Here is a 17,470-nt window from a genome sequence, read left to right as displayed (position 1 = left end):
CTGAAAGACGGAGCTAGAACATGACGACCTTTCGCCTCAATGGACGGGAAGTAACCGTTGACGTACCGGGTGATACCCCCCTGCTGTGGGTCATCCGTGACGAAGTTGGCCTGACCGGAACGAAATTCGGTTGCGGTATCGGCATGTGTGGTGCGTGCACCATCCATATAGGTGGCCGGGCCACCCGTTCCTGCGTGACCCCCGTCAGCGCCGCCGAAGGTGCTGACATCACCACGATCGAAGGCATCGATCCCGAGGGTAATCACCCTGTCCAGCAGGCCTGGCGTGAAATCCAGGTGCCGCAGTGCGGCTACTGCCAGTCCGGGCAGATCATGCAGGCCGTGAGCCTGCTGAAGGATTACCCCTCTCCCACGGATGAGGAAATCGATGCCGTCATGGCTGGCAGCCTGTGCCGGTGCATGACCTACATTCGCATTCGTGAGGCCATCAAGAAGGCCGCGGCCACCGCACGCGGAGATGCATCAAATGGGTAGATTAAACCGCTTCCGCCTTGGCAAGGACGGACGCCGTGAACAGGCTTCCCTGTCACGTCGCGGCTTCCTTGTCACCTCCCTTGGCGCCGGCGTCATGTTTGGCTTCGCGCGTCCTTCATCCGCTAACCAGATTTTCCCGCTCGACCGGTCACTGCCGGGCGACGGGGCGTTCGAACCCACCATCTGGTGTTCGATCGCACCCGATGGGGAAATCACGGTCAACATCATCCGCGCGGAAATGGGGCAGCATATCGGCACCGCCCTCGCCCGCATCATCGCGGATGAAATGGAAGCCGACTGGAGCAAGGTCCGCATCAACTACGTGGACACCGACCCCAAATGGGGCCTGATGGTCACCGGCGGCAGCTGGTCGGTATGGATGACATGGGATGTCTTCCGCCAGGCCGGTGCCGCGACGCGCACGGCCATGGTCGAGGAAGGTGCGCGCCTGCTGGGTACCACACCGGACAAGTGTACGGTCGCCAACAGCATTGTCAGCGCCGGTGGCAAGCAGATCAGCTTTGGCGACATCGTGGCCAAGGGGCACCCGTCCCATTCCTTCACGCCCGAGGAAATGGCCAAGCTGCCGCTCAAGCCCGCCAGTGAACGCAGGCTGATCGGCAATGCCGAACTCAAGGCGCTGGACATTCCCGCCAAGACCAACGGCACGGCCATCTACGGCATCGACGCCAAGGTGGAGGGCATGCTGTACGGCCGCCCCAAGATGCCGCCGACGCGCTATGGCTCCAAGGTCCGTTCGGTTGACGATACCGAGGCCAAGAAGATCAAGGGCTACGTCCGCTACCTGCTGATCGATGATCCGTCGCAGGTCGTGCAGGGCTGGGTCGTGGTGCTGGCGGAAAGCTACAGCGCCGCCATCCGCGCGACCGATGCGCTGAAGGTGGAATGGACGCCGGGTGAGACGATCCACACGTCAGAACGCGACATTCAGGACCGTGGCCGCGAACTGATCAACAACAAGGCGGGCGGCGTCTACATCTTCAATGATGATGGCGTGGACCAGGCCTTCGGTAGTGCGCACACGGTCATGGACCAGGAATATACCTGTGCATCCGTGCTGCATTACCAGCTGGAACCGACCAACGCGCTGGCCTTTGAAAAGGACGGTGTTTACGAAATCCACGCCGGTAACCAGTGGCAGAGCCTGATCCTGCCCACGCTGGCCAAGTCGCTGCAGGTGCCGGAATCCAAGGTCATCCTGCGCAGCTACCTGCTGGGTGGCGGGTTTGGCCGCCGGCTGAACGGGGATTACATGATCCCGGCCGCCCTTGCGTCCAAGGCGCTGGGTGGCAAGCCGGTCAAGCTGATCCTGACGCGGTCGGACGACATGCAGTTCGATTCCTTCCGCTCGCCTTCGGTCCAGCGTGTCCGCATGGCGTTTGACGCCAGCGACAAGATCACCTCCATGGATTACCAGGCTGCTGCTGGCTGGCCCACGGGCGTGATGGCCGAAGCGTTCATGGAAAAGGGCGTGGATGGCAAGCCGTATGACCAGTTCGCCATCGCGGGTGGCGATCACTGGTATGAAGTCGGCGCCTTCCGGGTGCGTGCGCTGCGTAATGACCTGGCGGAAAAGACATTCCGTCCCGGCTGGCTGCGGTCGGTCAGCCCCGGCTGGACCAGCTGGGGGATCGAATGTTTCCTTGATGAAGTCGCGCACCGCCAGAAAAAGGATCCGGCGCAGTTCCGCCTTGAACTGCTGACCGCGCAGGGCCGCAACAAGGGACAGGCACCCGATTCTGTTGGTGGCGCGCTGCGTCAGGCCGCTGTCGTGCGCAGGCTTATGGAAAAGGTGAACTGGGGCAAGACCAGCCTGCCCAAGGACACCGCGATAGGCCTGGCCACCACGGCAGGACAGGAACGCGGCATGCCGACATGGATTGGCTGCGTGGCGCAGGTGCATGTGGATCGCAGCACGGGTGTGGTGACATGCCAGAAGCTGACGATTGTGGTCGATGCGGGTACCGTGGTCGACCCCGATGGCGCGAAGGCCCAGACCGAGGGCGCTGCGCTGTGGGGCCTGAGCATGGTCCTGTTCGAGAACACGGAAATCGTCAACGGCATGCCGGTTGACCGTAACCTGAACACCTATACGCCGCTGCGTATTGCCGACACGCCGGAAATGGACATCGAGTTCCTGCCCAGCACCGAGAAGCCGATGGGCTTGGGTGAACCCGGCACGACGGTGGTCGGTCCTGCAATCGGCAATGCCATTTTCAATGCCGTGGGTGTGCGCCTGCGTCATATGCCGGTCCGTCCGGCGGATGTGCTGCGCGGACTGCAGAACAGCTAGGTGGATACAGCCTGAATACGAAAAACCCCGGTATGCGATGCATGCCGGGGTTTTTTATTGTCTGGATTGGCAAGTATTAAAAATCACTGATACGGAACAGAAGTTTTCGGGCGCCGCCTTTTTTCAAAAAAGGCGGCGTTCTTTCAAGGCTTTCTAAAAAAATCGTCACCAGAAACGTCGTTATGATCTGCCGGCATATCAATGCGGCCGCATGCCCATGCAGGCCGCGAGCATGGCCAGAAAGCACAGTTCCGCCAGGCATATGACAAACCACTGCAATGTCATGTAACCGCGCGGCATGGCCCCGCGTTGCCACGCCATGCGTTCCACCACGGCGGTGGCGGCAAATCCCACGATCAGGATCAGCAGCCCGATCAGTTCATGAACCGTTGCCGCACACAGCCCCACCCAGCCGATGAAGGCAGGGGCACCCCCCATGGCAAGACGCAGGTTGGTCAGGCGCTGCGTGCCGCCCGCAGGGATGATGTCGGGCTGTTCCAGCGCCAGCCCCCAGTGGACCGCGCCAAGGAAGGACAGCATCACCGCCCCGTACCCGACAGCAGCCGTCAGCAGGCGCGGCGTATGGTCGGGGGTCAGGAACAGGATCGCGCATGTGCAGCCAACCAGTGGCAGCAGGCTTGCCAGCGCAGTGACGATGGCAAGCAGTGGCAGGCGTTTCACGGCGGGTCTCTCCTATCTTGTTATGTTGTGCATAGCCTACTCTGGCATGATGCGCGGCATCTGTTATCGTGTGGGCAGGATATGCATGCGGTCGTATGCCGTATCCCCATAATGTCAAATCTGAGGAAACAGATACCATGAGCGCCATTATCGATATCATCGCCCGCGAAATACTCGACAGTCGTGGCAATCCCACCATCGAGGTGGATGTCGAACTGGCATCCGGCGCAAAAGGTCGGGCTGCGGTTCCTTCAGGCGCGTCCACCGGTGCGCATGAAGCTGTTGAACTGCGTGATGGTGACCCGAAACGCTATGGCGGCAAGGGTGTGCTCAAGGCTGCGGGTCATGTCGAGCATGAAATCCTTGAAGCCCTGCAGGGCGTGGAATCGACCGACCAGGTTGCCATTGACGAGGCGATGATCGACCTCGATGGCACACCCAACAAGTCCCGCTTGGGGGCAAACGCGATTCTGGGCGTGTCGCTGGCGGTGGCCAAGGCTTCGGCCGAGGAACTGCAGACCCCGCTGTACCGCTATGTCGGGGGCGTGTATGCCCGCACCCTGCCCGTGCCGATGATGAACATCATCAATGGTGGCGAACATGCCGACAATCCCATCGACATTCAGGAATTCATGATCCAGCCCGTGGGCGCGCCCACGGTGACGGATGCGATCCGCATGGGGTCGGAAATCTTTGCCCAGTTGAAGAAAAGCCTGTCAGGTGCCGGTTACAACACCAATGTCGGTGATGAAGGTGGGTTCGCGCCCGCGCTGAAATCGGCCGATGAGGCACTGGGCTTCATGATGCGCGCGGTCGAGGCGGCAGGATACCGCCCCGGTGACGACGTGACCTTTGCACTGGATTGCGCCGCGACCGAGTTTTACAAGAACGGGCGTTATGAACTGAAGGGCGAGGACAAGAGCCTCGATGCCGCTGGCATGATCGCCTACCTGGCCGATCTTTCCGCCCGCTACCCCATCATCTCCATCGAGGATGGGCTGGCGGAAGACGACTGGGAAGGCTGGGCCGAACTGACTGCCAATCTTGGCCACAAGCTGCAACTGGTGGGTGATGACCTGTTTGTGACCAATCCCGACCGCCTGCGTCGTGGCATCAAGGCCGGCGTCGCCAATTCCCTGCTGGTCAAGGTCAACCAGATCGGTACGCTGAGCGAGACGCTGGAAGCCGTGCAGATGGCGCAGCATGCCGGTTACACGGCGGTGATGAGCCACCGTTCGGGTGAGACGGAAGACAGCACCATCGCCGATCTGGCGGTGGCGACCAATTGCGGGCAGATCAAGACCGGGTCGCTTTCGCGTTCGGACCGGACGGCGAAATACAACCAGCTGATCCGTATCGAGAACGAACTGGCCACGGCCGCCCGTTATGCCGGGCGCACGATCCTGAAGAACGGGTGACATCCCATGCCGGACGGGGTAATCCCGTCCGGCAACAGGATATGGCGGGGAAAGGGTTACGATGCAGCTGGGCAAGATCATGAAGCGCGTGCTGGGGGCGACCATCCCCCCTGCCCTGTTCATCGGGCTTACAGCCTATTTCGGCTGGAATGTCATGCGGGGTGAACATGGGCTGCACAGCTATGCCGCACAGCTTCACCTGCTGGACGAAGCACGATCCGCCCAGAAAGATGCCGCGGCGGAACAGGAAGTCTGGCTGCGCCGCGTGCGCGGGCTGAAGGAAGGGGCGCTGGATACCGACCTGCTGGATGAACGCGCGCGCTCCATGCAGAATCTGGCCCGGCAGGATGAAATCGTCGTTCCCTATGGGGAGCACGACCACCTGTACTGATCGCCCGTCTGGCAGGCACAAAAAAACCCCGGAAAAACTACCGGGGTTTTTTTGTATCCGTTTGCGCGGAAGATTATTTGATCTTCGCTTCGCGGAAGGCCACGTGCTTGCGGGCGACGGGGTCGTATTTGCGCATTTCCATCTTGCCGGTCTGGGCGCGGGCGTTTTTCTTGGTCACGTAGAAGTAGCCGGTGTCCGCCGTGGAGACGAGTTTGATCTGGATGGTGTTGGTCTTGGCCATGATATCCTCAGCACTGCTTTGCCGCTGCTGGAACATTCAGGTACAGCAGTGGTTCAAGTGGGCGGAAAATGCGCATACACAAGGCGCAGGTCAAGCGCTTTGGCCAATATTTCTGATTAAATTCGCACACAATGGGTAAAAAAGGAGCGCAGTGCACGATGTTGAGCGTCTCGGAAGCGCGCGAACGGATTCTGGACGGGGTGTTTCCCCTGCCATCCGAGGTCGTGGCCCTGACCGATGCCTGTGGGCGCGTCAGCGCGGCCCCGGTCATCGCCCGGCTGTCCAATCCCCCGGCTGATGTCTCATCCATGGATGGGTACGCCGTGCGCACGGCCGACCTGTCGGCACAGGGCGCGCGCCTGACCTGCATTGGCGCAGCGCCCGCGGGTCATCCCTTCGATGGCACGGTGGAATCGGGTGAATGCGTGCGCATATTCACCGGCGCGGTCGTCCCCCCCGGTGCGGACGCCATCGTAATACAGGAAAATGCGCAGGCGGACGGCACATCTGTCACCACGACCACCACCTTGCGCCCCGGCACCTATATCCGGCGCAGGGGCCAGGACTTTGCCGAAGGCCAGGAAATCATCCCCGCAGGGCGCAGGCTGTCGGCGCGCGACATCGGCCTTGCCGCCGCAGCCAATCATGCATGGGTGCAGGTGACGCGCCGCCCGCGCGTGGCCATTGCCGCGACGGGTGATGAACTGCTGCTGCCCGGAAGCGGGATCGGGGCGGGACAGATCGCCAATTCCAACACCCCCATGCTGGCCGCCCTGCTGCGCGCGGCGGGCGCGGACCCGGTCATGCTGCCGGTGCTGCGTGACGACATGGCCGACCTTGCCACGCTGGAACGCATGGTTGATGGCGTGGATATGCTGGTGACCGCAGGCGGCGCGAGTGTCGGTAACCATGACCTTGTGCGGCGCGGACTGGAACAGGTCGGGCTGAAAACCGATTTCTGGAAAATCGCCATGCGGCCGGGGCGTCCGCTCATGTACGGGCATCTGGGCCGCCTGCCGTTTGTCGGCCTGCCGGGCAATCCGGTGGCGGCGTTTGTCTGTTCGGTCGTGTTCATCCTGCCCGCCCTGCGCCGCATGGCGGGACTGGCGACCCCGATTGTGCCGCGCGAACGGGCGATACTGGGGGCGGACGTGCCGGAAAACGACCGGCGCATGGATCACCTGCGCGCGGAACTTGGTTATGATTCGGATGGGCGGCTGGTGGCGACCCCCTTCGCCATACAGGATTCGGCCATGCTGCATGTGCTGGCGCAAAGTGGTGCCCTGATCCTGCGTGCACCCCATGCCCCTGCGGCAAAGGCGGGGGAACCGTGCGACATGATCCGTATTGATCGCGTTCTGGAATAGGTCGTCACGCCGGTTGACGCGGCATGGGGAACCAATATAGAACACAGGAACAGGTTTTTGGTTTGTTCCATCATATTTCAGTCCGGGTGACACCGGTAACGGCAAAAGGACATGTGGCATGCTTACGAAGAAACAACATGAACTTTTGCTGTTTATCGACAGCCACCTGCGCAGGACGGGTTTTTCCCCGTCCTTTGATGAAATGAAGGACGCGCTGGGCCTGCGCTCCAAATCCGGTATTCACCGCCTGATTTCTGCGCTGGAGGAACGCGGTTTCCTCCATCGCAGGCATCATCGCGCCCGTGCGCTGGAAATCCTGCGCCTGCCTGATATCGAAGTGCCGCCCGCGCCGGCTCCGTCCGATTCACCTGCCCCGGTTCCCGGTCTGCCCGCTCCCGAAATGCTGGTGGTGGATGTACCCTTTGTGGGGCGGATTGCCGCCGGTAACCCCATTGAAGCCATTACACCGGAAACCGCCCGCATCGCCGTTCCGGCCGACATGCTGGGCAAAGCCAGTCATTACGCGCTGGAAGTCGCGGGGGATTCGATGCAGGAGGCGGGCATTCTGGACGGTGACATGGTCATCATCCGTGAAGGCATGCATGCAACGGACGGACAGATTGTCGTGGCCCTGATCGATGGGATGGAAGTCACGCTGAAGCGTCTGCGGCACGAGGGCAGCGATATCGCGCTGATCCCTGCCAACAGCCGTTATGAAACCCGCGTGCTGCCTGCCGGGCGTGTCAGCGTGCAGGGCACGCTGGCGGGCCTGATCCGGCGTTACTGAAAAGCCCGCCTCAGGTCCGTGAAAAGTTTTCGGTGAAGCTTTCCCAAAAAAGCTCCAGGCAGTCCTGTTTTTCCTGAATTGGTCTTCAGGGCGTATCCCGTGCCACCTGCTCCCATGTGGGCAGGCGGGTAGCCAGTTGCGCCACCGCATCCGGCCCCATGGGGGTCATGGTCGGGAATTCAGCCAGTATGCGGACCCGGCCATGGCGTTCGATGGCGCTGCGGCCATGGGGTTCGGGTGGACCGTTCAGGATCACGCCCGCGACATGCAGCCCACGCGCCCGCAATGCCGCAAGGCTGAGCAGCGTATGGTTGATCGTGCCAAGCTGGCTGCGCGCCACCAGCACGACCGGCAGGGCCAGCCGGGCCATGAGGTCGACCATCAGGTAATTTTCGGCAATCGGCACAAACACGCCGCCTGCCCCTTCCACCACTAGCGGCCCCTTGCTGGCCACATGGCGCGGCAGGGTGATCATGGCGGGATCGATACGGGTATGGGCTACATGGGCCGCATCCTCGGGCGACAGCGATGCCCCGAACGTGGCGGCCGGTGGGTAAAGGCGTGCCGGGTCCAGTCCCGCCAGCTGCCGTACGCCCATGCTGTCAGATGGCGCGTCATCCGTCCCGCTCTGCAACGGTTTCCAGTAAGCCGCGTCCCATGCCTTTACCAATGTCGCGGATGTCACCGTCTTGCCCACGTCCGTATCCGTGCCGGTAACGAACACGCCGGGCCAGAGCGCGCGGCGGAACAGCCCATAGCCCACCTGATAGGACACGGTAAACGGTCCATCCGTTCCAGCCGCTGCTGTCATTACGCGGCGCAACTGACCACCCGTGGCGGGCGCGTGGTCCGTATGCGTGGCCCCGATGGCGCGCAGTTCCCGCACGAAGGCCAGTGGGGTGGCCGGTGTATCGACAACCTCGGTATCGTGCCACATCCCCGCGCCACCGGCAGGCCATTCGGCCTGTAGCTGTTCGATGGCAGGATAATCCGGCACGGGACACACAACCCCGGCCTGCGCATATGCGTCCCGCCATTGCCGGAAACTGCCTACGCACAACGTGGAAAGCGCCATCTGACCGCCCGGCGCCAGCAGGTTGCCCAGCATGCGCAACGTCCGTGGCCGGTGGGGAAACCACTGCATGGCCATGCTGGAACAGATCAGGTCAAACGGGCCTTCCACGTCCGGGGCTTCGGCATCCATGCGGTGCAGCGACAGCCTGTCATCATCGGCCATTTGCCGTCCCGTGCGGTCCAGCATGGTGGGGGCGATGTCGGTGGCAGTGATATGGGCTGCCGGAAACAGCCGGCGCAGTTCACGGGTCAGGAAGCCTGTACCGCAGCCGATCTCCAGAATACGGGCGGGCGTGCCGCCGGGGGCATGATGGGCGGCAATGCGGTGTGCCAGTTCGCGCGCCGCAATGCGTTGGACGCGGGCGGCCTGTTCATATCCCTGTGCCGCGTCAAAACGGGCGGCGATGCGGTCCTTGCGGGTCATGGTGCGGTTATCCGTCCGGTCATGGCCATAATGGCGTGGGCGCAGGTTGCGGTATGGGTCAGCGGCAGAAGGTGTCCCCCGTCGATCCATTGGGTTTCCATGCCGCAGCCAGGGGGAAAGCAGGCACGGGTCAGCGCGGGCGGCGCAATGGCGTCGTCCGTTCCGGCAATGACATGGACCGGGCATGTGACCCGTTGCAGGTCGGTCCTGCAATCCATGTCCATCAGTGCCATCAGTCCCTGCTCCAGCCGGGCGCGTTCGATATGGGATGGTAGCGGGGTATCAATGCCGGCACGCAGGCGAAAGCTGTGCAGCAGCCCTTCGGGTTCCCGTATCAGGCCGGTATGCATGCGTTCAATCACGCGGCGGGGAATGCCATGGGGAAAGTCGGCAGCCGTCCCGAACCGGCTGAAACCGTTTATCAGTACCAGTCCCCGGCACAGGGGACCATGGTGGCGCAGCAGCCACAGCGCACCCAGTGAATGTCCCACCCCGATATAGGGTACCTGTGGCAGCACCAGCGTGGATTGCGGGGTGAAGAAGCCGAAATCGGTGCATGTCGTGCGCGCCGGACCAAGGGCAGTACGGGTTGCATCCCAGAATGTCGGATCAAAGGCCCAGCCATGCACCAGCGCAATCGGGAGGGAGGCGGCATCCATGGTCATGCACGCTCCCGGGCGGCAAGGGTGATGGCGCGGGCCAGCTGGTCAACCATGCTGCCGGTATGGGCGGCACTCAGCGCCAGCCGTATGCGGCTGCCATTTGGGGGCACGGTAGGGGGACGGATGGCGGTGGCAAGGATGCCGTGGGCCTCCAGCCGGGCTGCGAATGCCAGTGCGTCTGTGGCCTCCCCTATCAGGATGGGTATGATCTGGGTGGCGGACGGTCCTGATGACAGGCCGCAGTCGTGGATCACGCTGCGGATATGGTCGGCATTGCGGGCCAGTCGCGCCCGTGCTTCGTCCAGCGTGGGCACCAGTTCCAGCGCCGCATCCATCGCCCCCAGTACCGCAGGCGGTGGCGCGGTGGTGAATACGAATCCCGAACAGGCGTTCATCAGCCACTCACACAGGACCCGAGACCCGGCCACATAGGCCCCGAAACCGCCCAGCGCCTTGCTGAACGTCCCCATGACCAGATCAATTTCGTGTCCCGCGCACAGTCCGCGTCCCTGCGGGCCAAGCACGCCGGTGGCGTGGGCTTCATCAACATAGGTAAAGGCGCCATGCCGCCGGGCAAGTGCGCCTAGCTGCGCAATATCGGTACGGTCGCCATCCATGCTGAACACGCTTTCGGTCACGATCACCCGCATGGCGCGCGTGTCACCCGCGTGGCGTTCAAGCAGGCTGTCCAGATGCCCAAGGTCATTATGGCGGAAACGGATCTGCCGCACCCCAGCCGCCATGCAGCCCTGATGCAGACTGGCATGGTTCAGCCGGTCGGTGAAAACCAGCGGTGGCTCGCCCTGCCCCGCCGCCAGCCGCAGCAGAGCAGCAAGGACGGAGGCATTGGCCTGCCACCCGCTGGCCAGGATCACGGCCGCCTCGCACCCCTTGAATGCAGCCAGTCGTGCCTCGACCTGCATGTGGCGCGGGCTGGTCCCGGTCACAAGGCGCGATGCCCCCGACCCGGTTCCGTCCTGCTGCAGCCATTCGGCGGCGCGGGCACGCAGCACGGGATGGTGGGACAGGCCCAGATAGTCATTGGATGAGAAATTGACCAGTTCGCGCCCGTCACGGATAACGGTGGCCGCCCCCACATGCTGCACGGGGCGCAGCACGCGGCGGGTGTGCGTATCCGCCATATGGTCGAGCGCGGTCTGGAAAATTGGATCAAAACGGGCCATGAAGCGCATTCTCCTGCCGGAGCGCGCAGCCCCGGTCAATCCCGCCCACGTAATATCATGGAGTAGCCACATGCAGGGACCCCGATGGCTGGAACGCGGCATGAAGCATGTCTGGCTGCCCTATACCCAGATGCAGACCACCCTGCCCCCCCTTCCCGCCGTTAGCACGCATGGACGCACCATCACGCTGGCGGACGGGTCGGAACTGATTGATGGCATCGCGTCATGGTGGACAGCGTGCCATGGCTATAACCATCCCCATATCCGTGCCGCCGTCAGCGCACAGCTTGAATGCATGCCGCATGTCATGTTCGGCGGCCTGGTCAATGAACCTGCGCTGACACTGGCCAGCCGTCTGGCTGCCCTGCTGCCGGGGGATCTGGAACGGGTTTTCTTTACCGATTCCGGTTCCGTCGCGGTCGAGGTCGCGATGAAAATGGCCATCCAGTACTGGCTGAACCGTGGCCGGACGGGCCGGACACGGTTGCTGGCCTTCCGTGGTGGCTATCATGGCGACACGATGGCTACCATGGCCGTCTGTGACCCCGAAGAAGGCATGCATTCCCTGTATCAGGGCGCGCTGCCCGAACATTTCATTGCCGACCTGCCAGTGGATGCGGACAGCGTGCGGGCGCTGGATGAACTGCTGGCGCAAGCAGGCGACAGTATTGCCGCGATTATTGTCGAGCCACTGGTGCAGGGCGCGGGCGGCATGCTGTTCCATTCCCCCGATGTGCTGCGCAACCTGCGCATGCTGGCGGACCGGCATGGCGTCCTGCTGATACTGGATGAAATATTCACCGGGTTTGGCCGCACCGGCACCATGTTCGCATGTGAACAGGCTGGGATCGTGCCGGATATCATCACGCTGTCCAAGGCCTTGACGGCGGGTACGATGGCGCTGGCTGCCACTGTGGCGCGCGCGCATGTGTTTGATGCGTTCCTGTCGGATAACCCGCTGCACGCGCTCATGCACGGGCCGACCTTCATGGCCAATGCCATGGCGTGTGCCTGCGCCAATGCCTCGCTGGACCTGTTTGAACGTGAAGACTGCCTGGCCGGGGTCGCGCGCATTGCCCGGCAGATGCGCACCGAACTGGAACCCTGCCGCAGGCTGCCCCATGTGGTGGATGTGCGCGTCATGGGGGCGATCGGTGTGGTGGAACTGGACCGCATACGTGACATGAATGCGCTGAAGACCGCCCTGATCGCGCAGGGGGTCTGGGTGCGGCCCTTCCGTAATATCGTCTATCTGACGCCGGCTTTTAACATAACCACGTCCGAACTGGGCAAACTGACCGCTGCCATCCGCGCCGTTCTGGCGCAACCGGTGTAGCAGGGGATGCATCGGCGCTAGGCCATTGGGGACGGATCTGGTATAGAAAGCCCATGACTTTTTTTCAGCATCGATCCTGGCGCATGACAAATCATGACAGCAAGCGACAGATCGTACTGAAGATCCTGTCGGACGGGAAAGCCCGTTCAGTGCGTGAAATCGGTGACCTGTTCCCTGAACTGGGCACCTACCATGCCCGGCTGGCGTTGCAGGCGCTGCGTAATCAGGGGCTGGTCACGGTAGAAGATGCCCCGGATGTCAGTGATGGACGCAAGCGCAAGGTCTGGCGTCTGGTCAATCCTCACGCCTGAAGACGGTATCCACAAAGTCCCCGTTTTGCGTGGGCACATGGATCTTACGGCGTTGCACCGTAGCGGCATGGCCGGGCCATATTACCCGACCCGCGGGCGCGCATTCATTTATCAGGCGTAGCGTTTCGGAACCGTAGACCGGTCAGCATTACCGGTATATCAGCCCCGCCCGATGGTGCGGACGGGGCTATACCGGTTCACGACGGTGTGGATTCCAGTTCTTCTTTCTTTTCAACCGGCGGCTTGGTACGGCTGTTCCGACGTGGGGCACGGGGTGCGCGCGGTGCCGGGGCGGGTACGGGTTCGCTGGCCACGGTGGGTTGCGGGGCGGTTTCCGCAGGTTCCGGGGCCTGCGCGATGGCGGGCTGTTCGGCCCCTTCCTCGGCGCTGGTTTCCATGGGCTGGCGGTTGTCAATGGGACGCTGCTGGCGGGCGGCCATGCGTTCCTGACGTTCCTGCTGGCTCTGCTGTGCCGCCTGCGTCATGGCGTTGAGAATGCGGAAGTAATGTTCGGCATGCTGGAAATAGGCTTCCGCCATGACGCGGTCGCCCGTACTGCTGGCGTCGCGGCCCAGCTGCAGGTATTTTTCAAACAGCTGCTGCGCCGTACCGCGCACACGCAGGTCAGGCCCGTTGCTGTCGAAGACATGGTTGCGGTTCAACGGGATCTGGCCATTGTTATGGCGTACGCTTCCGCCATTGCTGCCGCCCGAACGATTGTGACGGCCTCGCATGCGTTTCATGTTCATAAGCTGTCGCAGCACTTTCCTGTTGCCGGTCGCTGGCGCTGCCCTGGACCGTGGGGCGGTCTGTCCGTCCCGTCTGTTGCCATAGTGGTTGTCCGGTATGACGCCGGACGCGGATCCCTGCGCATGGCGGAACCATTCCGGTTCATCACGCCAGCTTTTCTGTTTTGCAATCGGGATCACCCACGCGGAAACGGAACAGCATATAGGGTTGCAGTTCGTGTTTCCTGCGCCGTCGCACTATATCCCGCCTGTTTCAGTCTGCCAAATTATTTTTTCACCACCAGCGCGCGCCCTATTCCCCCCAGATCAGGGCGGACTTCCAGTACCTGCAACCCTCCATCGTGCATAAGGGCGGGCACGCTGTGGTCCTGGCCTATGCCCAGTTCCAGCACCGCGATCCCGCCCGGCGCCAGCAGCCCGGGCAAAATCGCAGCCAGCGCGCGATACGCGACCAGTCCGTCCGTCCCGCCATCCAGCGCGCGTGCGGGTTCATGACGCACCACTTCGGGCATGAGGCCGTTCAGGTCGGCATGGGGAATATAGGGCGGATTGCTCAGGATCAGGTCGAATGGCCCCATGACCCCATCGGCCCAGTTGCAGCACAGCATGTCGCATCGTGCCGAAAGAGCGTTGCGTGCGGCATTGCGCATGGCAAGGCGCGTGGCATCGGGGTTGAGGTCGGTGCCAATCCCCGTGGCCTGCGGATATTCCGCCAGCACCGCCAGCAGCAGGCAACCCGTGCCTGTCCCGATATCCAGCACACGCAGCGCGGCATTATGGTCCGGCAGGTGTTCCAGCACGGCTTCCACCAGCGTTTCCGTATCGGCGCGCGGAATCAGGGTTGCCGGTGACACCGCCAGATCCAGTGACCAGAAACCCGTGTGCCCGATGATATAGGCCATCGGTTCATGATGCAGGCGACGCTGCAAAATCTGCAGGAACGTGGCATGGTCCGCTGGTGGCACGGTATCAATACGCAACAGCCCTGCCAGATCGGTGCCCGTGGCATGGGCAGCCAGCAGCCGGGCCTCGCGCTGGGGGGATTCGATGCCTGCGGCGCGCAGGCGGTTGGTGGCGTCGGACAGAAGATGGCGCAAATTTGTGGGCGTCTGTTTCATGGCATCTTTCATCGCGGCTGATTTCCGGCATACTGGGGCATCATGCAACTGCCCGCTGTTTCATTACGCCCCGTGCGGACCCTGATCGTCACCATGCTGTGCGCCTGCCTTGCAACGCCAGCGCTGGCCGGGTCGTTTGAGGTCGAGGATGGGTACGGTGATGGTGAAATATCCGAAACCTCGCGCCTGTATGTGGATGAGCAGCTGGTCGCGACCTTCCGCCTTGACCATGATCATCCCACCCAGATCGCCCATGTGGAAACGGCAGTCAGCCGCGTGAACCACAGTTACGCCCTGTGTGGTGAGATCACGATCCGCCGCCCCGGGGGCAAGGTCGAGATCCATCAGGTCAGTGGCGAAGGCGTGCTGCATGAACCCGATGGCCACCACCTTGTCGCCCTTGGCGCGCGCAATTTCACCGAATTCTATCTGGCCGACCCGGATGACCCGGATGTGGTCGAACGCCATCCCGGCCGCAGCAGCCTGTGCGCCGCACCGACATCATAGGGCCGTCAGTTATCATCCGCCGCCAGAAGGGCGGCCTGTTCTTCCTGTGTCAGTGCATCGACGAATTCATCGAATTCCCCCGCCATCACCCGATCGATCTTGTACAGTGTCAGCCCGATGCGGTGGTCGGTCACGCGTCCCTGCGGGAAGTTGTAGGTCCGGATACGTTCCGACCGGTCGCCCGTGCCAACCTGCGCGCGGCGATCGGCGGCGCGGGTTTCGTGGGCTGCGGCACGGTTACGTTCATACAGGCGCGCGCGCAGGATCTTCATCGCCTTGGCACGGTTCTTGTGCTGGCTTTTTTCTTCCTGCATCGCCACCACGATATTGGTGGGCAGATGGGTGATGCGCACCGCACTCTCGGTCTTGTTGACGTGCTGCCCCCCTGCCCCTGATGCCCGATAGACATCAATGCGCAGATCGCCCTCATTGACCTCTACATCCACTTCTTCCGCTTCGGGCAGGACGGCGACTGTCACGGTGGATGTATGGATGCGGCCCTGGCTTTCGGTTGCGGGTACGCGCTGCACGCGGTGCACACCGGATTCGTATTTCAGCCGGGCAAATACGCCCCGCCCGGTAATACTGGCGATCCCTTCACGCAGGCCGCCGAGTTCGGACTGGTCATATTCCAGCACCTCGAACCGCCAGCCACGCTGGTCGGCATAGCGTTGATAGGCGCCAAACAGTTCGGCTGCGAACAGCCCCGCCTCATCCCCACCGGCAGCGGGCCGGATTTCCAGAATGGCGCTGCGCTCATCCGCCTCGTCACGTGGCAGCATGGCCAGACGGATATCATGGCGTAATTCAGGGATCTGCCGACGCAGGGTATCCAGTTCGGCTTCCGCCAGTTCCCGCAGTTCGGGATCGGTCAGCATCTGGCTGGCGTCGTGTTCAGCCTGCTCTGCCGTACGCAGGGCGTTTACGCGGGTTACGATCGGTTCCAGTTCCGCGTATTCACGTGAAGCCTGGCTGAAATCAGCCCCCGACATTCCTTCCGCCAGAAGGGCCTGCAATTCCTCGCACCGGGCGACGATACGGTCCAGACGGTCGTCAAACTTTGCCACGGTCAGGCCTTCTTGGGTGTTCCGGACATAAGGAAGGCGGCCACGCCATCCATCGGCACCTCGGTCTGCTGCCCGTTGTCCAGATCCTTGACCTGCACCACGCCGCGCGCGATCTCGTCACTGCCGATGACGATGGCATGGGTTGCGTTCATGCGGTTGGCGCGTTCCATCCGGCGCTTCATGTTGCCGCGATAGGACGTTTCCGCCCGCACCCCTGCCCCGCGCACCGCCTGCAATACGGTAATGGCCGCAGCCTGCGCATCCGCCCCCATGGGAATGACGGCAACCGGGCGCGGCTCCGCCGGGATTTCCTCCAGCAGCATGGACAGGCGCTCGATCCCTCCAGCCCAGCCAATGGCAGGCGTGGCAGGTCCACCCATTTCGGCCACAAGCCCGTCATAGCGGCCACCCGCCAGCACGGTGCCCTGCGCGCCAAGCCGTTCGGTCACGAATTCAAAGGCGGTATGCCCGTAATAGTCCAGCCCGCGCACGATACGCGGGTTTTCACGGAATTTCACGCCCATTACATCCAGTGTCCGGCGCAAGTCATCCCAGAATGTCCGGGCGTCCGGCGTCAGGAAATCGGCGATCATAGGCGCATCGGCCAGCAGGGCGCGGTCCTGTGCGGCCTTGCTGTCCAGGATACGCAGCGGGTTGCGTTCCAGCCGGGCCTGGCTGTCGGGGGACAGTTCGGCGCGGCGTTCGCTGAAATAGGCGATCAGCGCGGTCCGCCACGCATCGCGGCTGGCCATGTCACCCAGTGTATTGAGTTCAAGCACCACGTCATGCGCAATACCCAGCGCCTGCAGCACGTCGCGGCCCATGGCGATGACTTCGGCATCGGCCAGTGGCTCGGCGGCGCCCAGCAGTTCCGCGCCAATCTGGTGGAACTGCCGGTAACGTCCTTTCTGCGGGCGTTCATAACGGAACATCGGCCCGGCATAGAACACCTTCTGCGGCAGGGACTGCGTCAGCCCGTTGGTGACCAGCGCGCGGCAGATGGCGGCTGTCCCCTCGGGGCGCAGGGTCAGGGATTCGCCGCCCCGGTCCTCGAACGTGTACATTTCCTTGGACACGACATCGGACGTATCGCCCAGCGAGCGTGAAAAGACCCGTGTGTCTTCAAAAACCGGGGTCGCCCATTCGTCAAACCCGTACAGACCGACAATGCGGCGGGCGGTTTCGACAACATGGGTAAAACGCCTGCGGTCCTCACCGATCAGGTCGTGGGTGCCACGAACGGGCTGTAAGCTGCTCACTAAGCGATATTCCTGCATTGAACCCGGCCCATGCCCCATGGGGCCGGCCCGGTTGGGCGACGCGCCGGAACCATGGCGCGCCGCGT

The 17,470-nt window shown here is 62.8% G+C and carries 18 protein-coding genes; 9 read left to right on the top strand and 9 right to left on the bottom strand.

Annotation, left to right across the window (positions count from 1 at the left end; genetic code table 11):
* Positions 1-20: 20 nt before the first annotated feature.
* Together F1542_RS05010 and F1542_RS05005 are read left to right on the top strand one after the other, a co-directional pair.
* A complete protein-coding gene (locus tag F1542_RS05010; RefSeq protein ID WP_010507850.1) occupies positions 21-494 on the top strand; it encodes a (2Fe-2S)-binding protein in 474 nt (157 codons plus the stop codon).
* Complete coding sequence (locus F1542_RS05005) at positions 487-2,808, top strand: molybdopterin cofactor-binding domain-containing protein (protein WP_193732074.1); 2,322 nt, start codon at positions 487-489, stop codon at positions 2,806-2,808. Before F1542_RS05010 ends, F1542_RS05005 begins: the two co-directional genes overlap by 8 nt.
* Before the next feature lie 198 nt (positions 2,809-3,006).
* Here F1542_RS05005 and F1542_RS05000 read toward each other — a convergent pair whose 3' ends face one another.
* Positions 3,007-3,489, bottom strand: coding sequence for a DUF3429 domain-containing protein (locus F1542_RS05000; protein ID WP_193732073.1), 483 nt, complete (start codon positions 3,487-3,489; stop codon positions 3,007-3,009).
* A 137-nt stretch (positions 3,490-3,626) separates the two neighbouring features.
* Between F1542_RS05000 and eno the strand changes: the two genes are divergently transcribed.
* Complete coding sequence (eno, locus tag F1542_RS04995) at positions 3,627-4,907, top strand: phosphopyruvate hydratase (RefSeq protein ID WP_193732072.1); 1,281 nt, start codon at positions 3,627-3,629, stop codon at positions 4,905-4,907.
* A gap of 61 nt (positions 4,908-4,968) precedes the next feature.
* Positions 4,969-5,298: a septum formation initiator family protein gene (locus tag F1542_RS04990; protein ID WP_193732071.1), complete on the top strand. Its 330-nt coding sequence runs from the start codon at positions 4,969-4,971 to the stop codon at positions 5,296-5,298.
* 73 nt (positions 5,299-5,371) lie between these two features.
* Here F1542_RS04990 and rpmG read toward each other — a convergent pair whose 3' ends face one another.
* The gene (gene rpmG / locus F1542_RS04985) at positions 5,372-5,539 is read right to left on the bottom strand and encodes a 50S ribosomal protein L33 (protein WP_003620129.1); all 168 of its coding nucleotides are present in this window, start codon (positions 5,537-5,539) and stop codon (positions 5,372-5,374) included.
* 158 nt (positions 5,540-5,697) lie between these two features.
* On the opposite strand from rpmG, the gene glp reads away from it, so the two are divergent.
* On the top strand, positions 5,698-6,906 hold the full coding sequence (gene glp / locus F1542_RS04980; RefSeq protein WP_193732070.1) for a gephyrin-like molybdotransferase Glp: 1,209 nt from the start codon (positions 5,698-5,700) through the stop codon (positions 6,904-6,906).
* Between the two features lie 118 nt (positions 6,907-7,024).
* Positions 7,025-7,693 (top strand): transcriptional repressor LexA, encoded by a 669-nt coding sequence (gene lexA, locus F1542_RS04975; RefSeq protein ID WP_193732069.1) that lies wholly within the window; start codon positions 7,025-7,027, stop codon positions 7,691-7,693.
* An 85-nt stretch (positions 7,694-7,778) separates the two neighbouring features.
* On the opposite strand, the gene bioD is transcribed toward lexA, so the two are convergent.
* The 3 genes from bioD to F1542_RS04960 are packed head-to-tail and all read right to left on the bottom strand — an operon-like array spanning position 7,779 to position 11,046.
* The gene (gene bioD / locus F1542_RS04970) at positions 7,779-9,191 is read right to left on the bottom strand and encodes a dethiobiotin synthase (protein WP_193732068.1); all 1,413 of its coding nucleotides are present in this window, start codon (positions 9,189-9,191) and stop codon (positions 7,779-7,781) included.
* On the bottom strand, positions 9,188-9,856 hold the full coding sequence (locus F1542_RS04965) for an alpha/beta fold hydrolase (protein WP_193732067.1): 669 nt from the start codon (positions 9,854-9,856) through the stop codon (positions 9,188-9,190). Before F1542_RS04965 ends, bioD begins: the two co-directional genes overlap by 4 nt.
* Positions 9,853-11,046: an 8-amino-7-oxononanoate synthase gene (locus tag F1542_RS04960; protein ID WP_193732066.1), complete on the bottom strand. Its 1,194-nt coding sequence runs from the start codon at positions 11,044-11,046 to the stop codon at positions 9,853-9,855. Before F1542_RS04960 ends, F1542_RS04965 begins: the two co-directional genes overlap by 4 nt.
* A gap of 61 nt (positions 11,047-11,107) precedes the next feature.
* On the opposite strand from F1542_RS04960, the gene F1542_RS04955 reads away from it, so the two are divergent.
* Positions 11,108-12,373, top strand: a complete 1,266-nt coding sequence (locus F1542_RS04955; protein WP_193732089.1) for an adenosylmethionine--8-amino-7-oxononanoate transaminase — start codon at positions 11,108-11,110, stop codon at positions 12,371-12,373.
* A 53-nt stretch (positions 12,374-12,426) separates the two neighbouring features.
* Entirely contained in the window at positions 12,427-12,684 is a 258-nt protein-coding gene (locus F1542_RS04950; RefSeq protein WP_193732065.1) for a hypothetical protein, read from the top strand.
* A gap of 197 nt (positions 12,685-12,881) precedes the next feature.
* Here F1542_RS04950 and F1542_RS04945 read toward each other — a convergent pair whose 3' ends face one another.
* Both F1542_RS04945 and prmC read right to left on the bottom strand, forming a co-directional pair.
* Entirely contained in the window at positions 12,882-13,433 is a 552-nt protein-coding gene (locus F1542_RS04945; protein ID WP_193732088.1) for a DUF4167 domain-containing protein, read from the bottom strand.
* A 266-nt stretch (positions 13,434-13,699) separates the two neighbouring features.
* Complete coding sequence (gene prmC, locus F1542_RS04940; protein ID WP_193732064.1) at positions 13,700-14,563, bottom strand: peptide chain release factor N(5)-glutamine methyltransferase; 864 nt, start codon at positions 14,561-14,563, stop codon at positions 13,700-13,702.
* 30 nt (positions 14,564-14,593) lie between these two features.
* Between prmC and F1542_RS04935 the strand changes: the two genes are divergently transcribed.
* The gene (locus F1542_RS04935; RefSeq protein ID WP_193732063.1) at positions 14,594-15,058 is read left to right on the top strand and encodes a hypothetical protein; all 465 of its coding nucleotides are present in this window, start codon (positions 14,594-14,596) and stop codon (positions 15,056-15,058) included.
* A gap of 5 nt (positions 15,059-15,063) precedes the next feature.
* Here the strand turns inward: F1542_RS04935 and prfA are convergent, their stop codons facing one another.
* Together prfA and hisS are read right to left on the bottom strand one after the other, a co-directional pair.
* On the bottom strand, positions 15,064-16,125 hold the full coding sequence (gene prfA / locus F1542_RS04930; RefSeq protein WP_193732062.1) for a peptide chain release factor 1: 1,062 nt from the start codon (positions 16,123-16,125) through the stop codon (positions 15,064-15,066).
* Between the two features lie 2 nt (positions 16,126-16,127).
* Entirely contained in the window at positions 16,128-17,384 is a 1,257-nt protein-coding gene (gene hisS, locus F1542_RS04925) for a histidine--tRNA ligase (protein WP_193732061.1), read from the bottom strand.
* Between the last annotated feature and the right edge of the window lie 86 nt (positions 17,385-17,470).

This window comes from Komagataeibacter sp. FXV3 (assembly GCF_015155755.1).
Lineage (GTDB): Bacteria > Pseudomonadota > Alphaproteobacteria > Acetobacterales > Acetobacteraceae > Komagataeibacter.
Note: the sequence above shows the minus strand (reverse complement) of the source record. Positions and strands in the feature narration are given on the sequence as shown.

Bases quoted from the DNA above. Each gene is read 5' to 3' on its own strand.
- prmC (WP_193732064.1), bottom strand. From the start codon at position 14,563: ATGAAAGATGCCATGAAACAGACGCCCACAAATTTGCGCCATCTTCTG.
- rpmG (WP_003620129.1), bottom strand. From the start codon at position 5,539: ATGGCCAAGACCAACACCATCCAGATCAAACTCGTCTCCACGGCGGAC.
- F1542_RS04935 (WP_193732063.1), top strand. From the start codon at position 14,594: ATGCAACTGCCCGCTGTTTCATTACGCCCCGTGCGGACCCTGATCGTC.
- eno (WP_193732072.1), top strand. From the start codon at position 3,627: ATGAGCGCCATTATCGATATCATCGCCCGCGAAATACTCGACAGTCGT.
- F1542_RS04955 (WP_193732089.1), top strand. From the start codon at position 11,108: ATGCAGGGACCCCGATGGCTGGAACGCGGCATGAAGCATGTCTGGCTG.
- F1542_RS05010 (WP_010507850.1), top strand. From the start codon at position 21: ATGACGACCTTTCGCCTCAATGGACGGGAAGTAACCGTTGACGTACCG.
- F1542_RS04990 (WP_193732071.1), top strand. From the start codon at position 4,969: ATGCAGCTGGGCAAGATCATGAAGCGCGTGCTGGGGGCGACCATCCCC.
- F1542_RS04945 (WP_193732088.1), bottom strand. From the start codon at position 13,433: ATGAACATGAAACGCATGCGAGGCCGTCACAATCGTTCGGGCGGCAGC.
- F1542_RS05005 (WP_193732074.1), top strand. From the start codon at position 487: ATGGGTAGATTAAACCGCTTCCGCCTTGGCAAGGACGGACGCCGTGAA.
- glp (WP_193732070.1), top strand. From the start codon at position 5,698: ATGTTGAGCGTCTCGGAAGCGCGCGAACGGATTCTGGACGGGGTGTTT.
- F1542_RS04965 (WP_193732067.1), bottom strand. From the start codon at position 9,856: ATGACCATGGATGCCGCCTCCCTCCCGATTGCGCTGGTGCATGGCTGG.
- F1542_RS04950 (WP_193732065.1), top strand. From the start codon at position 12,427: ATGACTTTTTTTCAGCATCGATCCTGGCGCATGACAAATCATGACAGC.
- F1542_RS04960 (WP_193732066.1), bottom strand. From the start codon at position 11,046: ATGCGCTTCATGGCCCGTTTTGATCCAATTTTCCAGACCGCGCTCGAC.
- bioD (WP_193732068.1), bottom strand. From the start codon at position 9,191: ATGACCCGCAAGGACCGCATCGCCGCCCGTTTTGACGCGGCACAGGGA.
- lexA (WP_193732069.1), top strand. From the start codon at position 7,025: ATGCTTACGAAGAAACAACATGAACTTTTGCTGTTTATCGACAGCCAC.